We start from the raw sequence: 6,184 nt of genomic DNA, 5'->3' as shown, positions 1-6,184 counted from the left end.
TTTATTTTTATATCAGGCTTATCCGTATTTGTTTCTGCAGGAAGAACAATAGCAACCCTGAAGCCGTCAGAAACTTCATTCCCCCTTACATCACAGCAGGGTGCATAATGAAGGGTTGTTTCGTAAACTTCCACAACACTTCCCGCCGGCACACGAAAGGCTTCAACTTTTCTTGAATGAATAAAACCCTTCTTAACATCAGCAAGAGAAGCAACCAAAAGAATCATATCCTGCTCAGGAATATTCAGTTCACTCCCACGGTGATATTCAAGACAGTTAAGCTTTGTGTTAAAGCCGTTACAATAACCAATTTCTACAGGCATTCCACCGTAAGCATTTGCACTGAACTCTCCGGCAATAGCAAGCTTTTCCATTTCTGAATGAGGTTCATAAATTACTTCTGCGGCAGGTTTATCTGTCTTTTTTAATTCTTCAATAAGAGCAGCTGTATCATAACCTTCCAGAACTTTTCCATATTTTGCAAATGCCTTTGAATAAACACTTTTAACTTTCATATTATTCCTCCAAAAATTTCTGCCTTACAAAGAACTTAACATTGCAAAATTTTCTTTAAGGGCTGGATAAAGACTTTTATAAACTTGATAGAATTTTTCGTATTCCCTTGTGTTTGCTTCAACAGGATTTTGTGCAGGATTAGTTTTTATAATGTCACGACAGGCCTGGCCAACTGATTTATAAATACCTGCTGCAACTCCGGCAAGAATAGCAACACCAAGAGCAGGCCCTTCCTTACTTGTAACAGTTTTTACAGGGCAGTTAAATACATCAGAAAGCATCTGCCTCCACAAAGGACTGCTTCCACCACCGCCACAGGCATACATCTCTTCTATAGTAATTCCCATTCCCCTGAGAACTTCCAGCGAATCCCTCTGACTGTAAGTAACCCCTTCCATAACTGCACGAAGAAGATGCTGCTTTGTATGAAGGGCCGACAGTCCAAAGAAAACACCACGACAGTCAGGATCAAGATGAGGAGTACGTTCACCCATAAGATATGGAAGATAAAGAAGACGTTCGCAGCCAATAGGAATTCTCTCCGCCTGAGCATCCATAAGATAGTAAGGATCTTTATTCATTCCACGGGAAGTAAGAATTTCTTCATTACAAAAATTATCCCGGAACCACTTTAAAGAAAGACCGGCAGCCTGAGTAACCCCCATAACATGCCATTCACCTGGAACCGCACAACAAAATGTATGAACCCTTCCTGCAGGATCTATACTTACTTTTGAAGTGTGGGCAAAAACAACACCACTTGTTCCTAAAGTAGTAAAAGCACGACCGTCTTCAACAGTTCCTGTTCCGACAGCAGCTGCAGCATTATCACCTGCACCACCGGCAACAGGAGTTCCCGCTTTTAATCCCGTAAGCTCTGCAGCCTTTGCAGATACCTGACCTGTAACTTCCGGAGACTCATATACTTTTGCAAGAAGAGACTTATCTATGTCCAGCTTTGTAAGAACTTCATCAGACCACTTACGGGCCGGAACATCAAGCAGCTGCATTCCCGAAGCATCACTTACTTCCGTAGCAAATTCACCTGTAAGCATGTAACGGACATAATCCTTTGGCAAAAGAATATGTGCCGTCTTCTCATAAATCTCAGGCTCATGATTTTTAACCCACATTATCTTGGAAGCAGTAAAACCTGTAAGAGCTGGATTTGCAGTAATTTCAATAAGCCGTTCAGCCCCTACCTTATTTGTAATCTCCTGACATTCCTGCCCTGTCCTCTGATCACACCAGATAATGGACCTGCGAAGAAGATTTCCACCTTTATCAAGAAGGACAAGACCATGCATCTGTCCGGAAATACCAATACCTTTTATAAGGGAAGCATCTGCCCCGCTTTTTGCAAGAACTGCCTTTATTCCTTCTACAGTTGCATTCCACCAGTCAAGGGGATCCTGTTCAGCCCATCCGTTCTCCGGCTGGTAAAGTGGATATTCCACAGTTTTAGATGCCAGTGGCTGGCCGCTTATATCAAAAAGAACTGTTTTTGTTCCGCTTGTTCCTAAATCAATACCAAGCAAATATTCCATGTAAAAAACCTCGTAAGTATATTATGAGACCGAATGTAGTATTTTGAAATATGAAATTTTTCAGTTTTTTTGTTTGAAATTTTTTGATATAACTAAGTCCATGTGGATTTTACTGGTTTTGTTCTATGGAATATGCAAAGGAATAAGGGAAGTTGGAAAAAAAGAAGCCCTTAAAAGAAGTTCTACTTTTGAAGTTCTTCTAATTTATTCCGCCTTAAGCTTTTTATTCATTCTGCCAGATTATAAAAATGCCATGGGACTCCAGGCAAAATACTATGGCTACATCGCCCTTAAATCTTCAGTAATTTTTCTTGCCTGGATTTTTAGTTTTATTGCAATAAAAAAACTTCCTATAAGCCTTTATGGTGTTCTTGATTTATCCAGAGTTCTCTTTGCATCCTTTTTAGGCCTTATAGTCCTCCACGAAAAAATGAACCTTATGCAGTGGGCCGGCCTTGCCTTAGTCTGCCTTGGACTTATCAGCCTTAAGTTTCATAAAATCAAGCCGGAAGAAAAAGATAACTTTCCTAAAAAAATACCTTCCATATTCATAATACTTGCCTTTGCCTCCTGTGCCCTTAACGGAATATCTGGACTTATGGACAAGATTCTTATGAAGCAGATAAACTCATCCCAGCTTCAGTTCTGGTACATGCTTTTTATCGTTATCCTCTACCTGGTTTTTTCTATTGTAACAAGACAGAATATCCGCCTGACTGCCACACTAAAAAATCCATGGGTCTGGCTCATAAGCATTCTCTTTGTAGTTTCTGACCGTGCACTTTTTATTGCCAACGGAATGGAAGGAAGCCGCATTACAGTAATGACTTTAATCAAACAGTCCGGAACCCTGGTAACAATTCTTGCCGGAAGATTTATTTATAAAGAAGAAGGAATCCTCCATAAACTTTTATGTGCCGCTGTAATAATCGCAGGAATTCTTTTAGGCATATTCTTTAAATAAAAAACCTTCTTTAAATAAAGAATCTTTAGATGACCCCATCTCTTAATTAACCCATCATTAAAAAACAAAGCCCCTGAAACTAAACCACAAATTAATTGCAGCAGCTTCAGGGGCTCAAGCTTAAAAATAAAAAACTTTATTTATTAAGAAGTTTGTTAAGTTCTTCTTCTGTTACGCGAACAGTATTTGCATGGCGTACACCGAATGGAAGTGAATATTCCTTTTCATCAAGAAGACGCCAGTCAGCAGGATCTGCTTCAAGATCTGTTGTTTCCCAGCATCCAAATACACCGTCCCTTCCGTAGAAGTCAGCATAAAGATACCACTTGTTTTCATTAAGAGCCTTAATGATGAATGGTCCCTCTGTATACATCTGTTCATCCTGCTTTGTTCCGCGGGTGATGTATTTTTTATTGTTGATTACAGTAAATGAACCTGGCTTAAGTGAAGTAGATTTTGCTTCCTGAATATCCTTAGCGTCGTTTGCTTCTCCCTTAAAGAACATGTACCAGTCTTTATTATGCTTAATAAGAGTTGCATCGATTTCTGTAATATTCTGTCCATTGTCATCAAGAAGTTCAAAGAAAAGTTCAGGCTTGCTGAATGTTACAAAATCCTTTGTATAGTTTACGTAAGTTCTGTTAATTACGCTGTCACCTGCAAGATCACCGTCTCCACTCCAGATGATTCCGTATTCACCACGGGATTCATCATAAAAAACTTCTGGAGCCCAACAGTGCATGTCAGGCCATCCGTGAGCCCTTCTGTTTGCTGTTGCTTCAGGAGTAAACTGTGCAAAATCAACACGGCGTGGATTTTTAAAATTAATAAGGTCATCTGAATCTGCAAGAATAAGATATGGACTTGGATTAGACCAGTATCCTTCGCTGATAGCCTGTGGAGTCTGCCACAAAGTCCAGTCAGTTGCAATCATTACAAACTTACCGTCATTCTTACGGTAAACAAAAGGATCACGAATACGGTTTCCACCAATACCTTCTACTACATAAGCCGGCTTACCGTCATTTAAATTTTCCCAGTGAAGTCCATCGCGGCTGTATGCCAGGAATAATGCATTTTCTTCGGCTGAGTTACCCTGTCCCAGGAAGTATGTAAGTACCCAGGCACCCTTGTCTTCTGCCATTTTTTTCTCCTTCTTTGAGCAAGATGTAAATGCAAATGTTACGCTTAACAATACCATCATTATGCCCAGAATTTTTTTCATAAAAGTTCCTCCATCAGAAATCAGAAAAATAAAAGCTTTGCTTCCTTTACTCTTCTATATGTTTTCAAGTCCGAAAGCCCGGACCAGTGAAAGAGCTTCTTCAACAGTAACACTTACAGTTGAACCGTGCCGTATAACTCCACCCGGAAATTCTGTTGCATCATTTTCAGACTTCCAGTTTCTTAAATCTGTAGTACTGAATGCACCAAAAACTTTTTCCGCATGAGCATCATGACAGTCAACAAAAAGGTACCATAAATCCCTGTTTGTATATGGTCTGAATGCAAACGGCCCTTCTCCTTCATTATACAAAGATTTTGTCACCTTAGTAATATCACCATTACCTTTATCTTTACTGAAAATAACATTAAAAAAATCTTTTCTTGCATCAAAGGCATGGGCATCAAGGGAATCAGAAACTACCTGACCAATACCATGCTGATGTTCAACCTGGTCCTTAAAGAAAAGACAATATTCTTTTTTTGAACCAGGAGCAGCCGAAACAGAAAGAGTATCCGTTAAAACACTGGCATCAATATTTGCACTGGAATTAGCAAAATAAATTTCTCCGGCTGTAAAAGTTTCAAAATCATTTGTCCAGTTAACCCAGGTCTCGTTATATTCCTTATCATCAGAAATTTTACGATGACCATTTTCTTCTCCATCACCACTCCAGATAACTCCGTAGCGGTATTCTTTTCCATCTGCAGCTGTGTGAATTACTTTTGCCTTTCCATCAGCATCTGTATCAAAAACAACTTCCGGTGCCCAGCAGTGCATGTAATTACCACAGTTATTATAGAAGGATTTTTTTAATTCATCGCTCACCATTTGAATCTGACGGGGATTTGTCCAGTGAATCATATCAGGACTGTCTGCAAAAATAAGACAGCTTGTATTTACATCCCAGTAATTATCAGTTTCGTAATCCCAGGAATCTTCCTTACTGATACTTCCATCATAAAGCCTGTGGTTTGCATGAACTTTATCTGCCCCGTACAAAGTCCAGTCAGTAGCAATCATAAGATAAGTTCCGTCTGCTTTTTTTACGATATAAGGATCACGAATAAGATTTGAACCAATTCCTTCTACAGTATAAACAGGATTATTGCCGTTAAGGGCCTTCCATTTAAGACCATCTGTTGTAATTGCAAGATAAAGGGACTGATCCTTTAATGAATGATCACTGTCCTTAAAATATGCCATTACCCTGAGACAAAGATTATCCCCTGCAGACTCAATTAACTTCTGGAATTTTTTTGCATCTTCTTCAAAATATTTTTCTGCCATTATTCAGCCTCTCCAAAAACAGGACTGCCATCTGCACCCCAGCTTATTTCTTTAACACGGGCACTTCTATGAGGATCAGAAAGTCCATCCTTTGTTGTTCTGTAAACTGCTCCACCTGTATAAAGACCGTAGTAATTTCTTGCATGATAAACAATCAGATCCTTTCCATCTTTATCTCTGGTGAATGAACAATGCCCCGGACCGTACACTCTGTTTTTAACAGAAGTAGTAAAGACAGGCAAAGGAGATTTTTTCCATGAAGACATTTTTGTAAGATCAGAAGATTCATCCGCAGTTAAAAGACCAAGACAGTAAGCTTCATCACAGGCACTGGCACTGTAAGCAATAAAAACTTTTCCGTTACGCTTAAGAATTGCAGGACCTTCATTAACATTTACGTTACCGGAATTATGCTGATACTTTGTTCCATTAAAATCATAAGTCTCTGTACCATACTCCCAGCCATATTCAGGCACAGCAATAATTGCAGCATCAGTAACTTTTGTAAAATCAGCAGGACTTGTTTTTCCGATAAATATGCAGGACCAGCCGTTATTCTTAGCACCATTTACATAAGACTTTCCGTGAAGGGTAAAATCTTCATCCCCCTTAACTTCATCAAAAGGACCATCCTTGTAAACA

General features: G+C 39.3%; 6 protein-coding genes. 1 reads left to right on the top strand and 5 read right to left on the bottom strand.

What is annotated here, in order from left to right:
* Both K6D58_RS03185 and xylB read right to left on the bottom strand, forming a co-directional pair.
* Nucleotides 1-515: DUF4867 family protein (locus tag K6D58_RS03185; RefSeq protein ID WP_296827516.1), on the bottom strand; the 515-nt coding region annotated here is incomplete at its 3' end.
* A gap of 24 nt (nt 516-539) precedes the next feature.
* Nucleotides 540-2,063, bottom strand: coding sequence for a xylulokinase (gene xylB / locus K6D58_RS03180; protein ID WP_296827511.1), 1,524 nt, complete (start codon nt 2,061-2,063; stop codon nt 540-542).
* Between the two features lie 100 nt (nt 2,064-2,163).
* Here xylB and K6D58_RS03175 point away from each other — a divergent pair, with 100 nt between their 5' ends.
* A complete protein-coding gene (locus tag K6D58_RS03175) occupies nt 2,164-3,027 on the top strand; it encodes an EamA family transporter (protein WP_296827508.1) in 864 nt (287 codons plus the stop codon).
* A 136-nt stretch (nt 3,028-3,163) separates the two neighbouring features.
* Here the strand turns inward: K6D58_RS03175 and K6D58_RS03170 are convergent, their stop codons facing one another.
* From K6D58_RS03170 to K6D58_RS03160, 3 genes are all read right to left on the bottom strand, one after another.
* Nucleotides 3,164-4,252 carry a glycoside hydrolase family 43 protein gene (locus K6D58_RS03170; protein ID WP_296827505.1) on the bottom strand — a complete coding sequence of 363 codons (1,089 nt, stop codon included), beginning with the start codon at nt 4,250-4,252 and terminating at the stop codon, nt 3,164-3,166.
* Nucleotides 4,253-4,306: 54 nt separating this feature from the next.
* On the bottom strand, nt 4,307-5,542 hold the full coding sequence (locus tag K6D58_RS03165; RefSeq protein ID WP_296827503.1) for a glycoside hydrolase family protein: 1,236 nt from the start codon (nt 5,540-5,542) through the stop codon (nt 4,307-4,309).
* Nucleotides 5,542-6,184, bottom strand: a 643-nt coding sequence (locus K6D58_RS03160; RefSeq protein WP_296827501.1) for a family 43 glycosylhydrolase, incomplete at its 5' end; no start/stop codon positions are given. The genes K6D58_RS03160 and K6D58_RS03165, both read right to left, overlap by 1 nt.

The sequence above is a fragment of the Treponema sp. genome, assembly GCF_024696245.1.
Taxonomy (GTDB): Bacteria; Spirochaetota; Spirochaetia; order Treponematales; family Treponemataceae; genus Treponema_D.
Note: the sequence above shows the minus strand (reverse complement) of the source record. Positions and strands in the feature narration are given on the sequence as shown.

Coding starts and splice junctions, on each gene's coding strand:
- xylB (WP_296827511.1), bottom strand. CDS start 2,063: ATGGAATATTTGCTTGGTATTGATTTAGGAACAAGCGGAACAAAAACA.
- K6D58_RS03175 (WP_296827508.1), top strand. CDS start 2,164: ATGTGGATTTTACTGGTTTTGTTCTATGGAATATGCAAAGGAATAAGG.
- K6D58_RS03170 (WP_296827505.1), bottom strand. CDS start 4,252: ATGAAAAAAATTCTGGGCATAATGATGGTATTGTTAAGCGTAACATTT.
- K6D58_RS03165 (WP_296827503.1), bottom strand. CDS start 5,542: ATGGCAGAAAAATATTTTGAAGAAGATGCAAAAAAATTCCAGAAGTTA.